General features: G+C 69.0%; 1 protein-coding gene. It reads right to left on the bottom strand.

The features are described 5' to 3' along the window. A partial coding sequence (locus G5A07_RS21295) for an NAD(P)H-binding protein (protein ID WP_191863980.1) occupies positions 1-176 on the bottom strand: 176 nt, incomplete at its 3' end. Positions 177-271 lie beyond the last annotated feature (95 nt).

Below are 271 nucleotides of genomic sequence, written 5' to 3'. Positions count from 1 at the left end.
GCGCTGGCCACCTGGGCCGGGTCGCTGACGTCCGCCTGCGCTACGCAGAGGCCGTCGCGCGCCGCCAGCTTGCTCGGGTCGCGGACCAGGGCGGTTACCGCGTGGCCGCGTTGCAGGGCTTCGTTGAGGAAATAGTGGCCGACGTGGCCGGTGGCGCCGATCAGGGCGATTTTCATGCTGCACCTTCCGTTCGAGAAATGCCGCAGAGCGGCGTCGATCAGCATCATCCGCCCTGCGCTCGCCGGGATAAACCGCTGCGAGGGGGATGCAC

This window comes from Stenotrophomonas sp. AS012628, assembly GCF_010608305.1.
GTDB lineage: Bacteria > Pseudomonadota > Gammaproteobacteria > Xanthomonadales > Xanthomonadaceae > Stenotrophomonas > Stenotrophomonas geniculata.
This window is presented reverse-complemented; position numbering and strand designations above follow the sequence as displayed.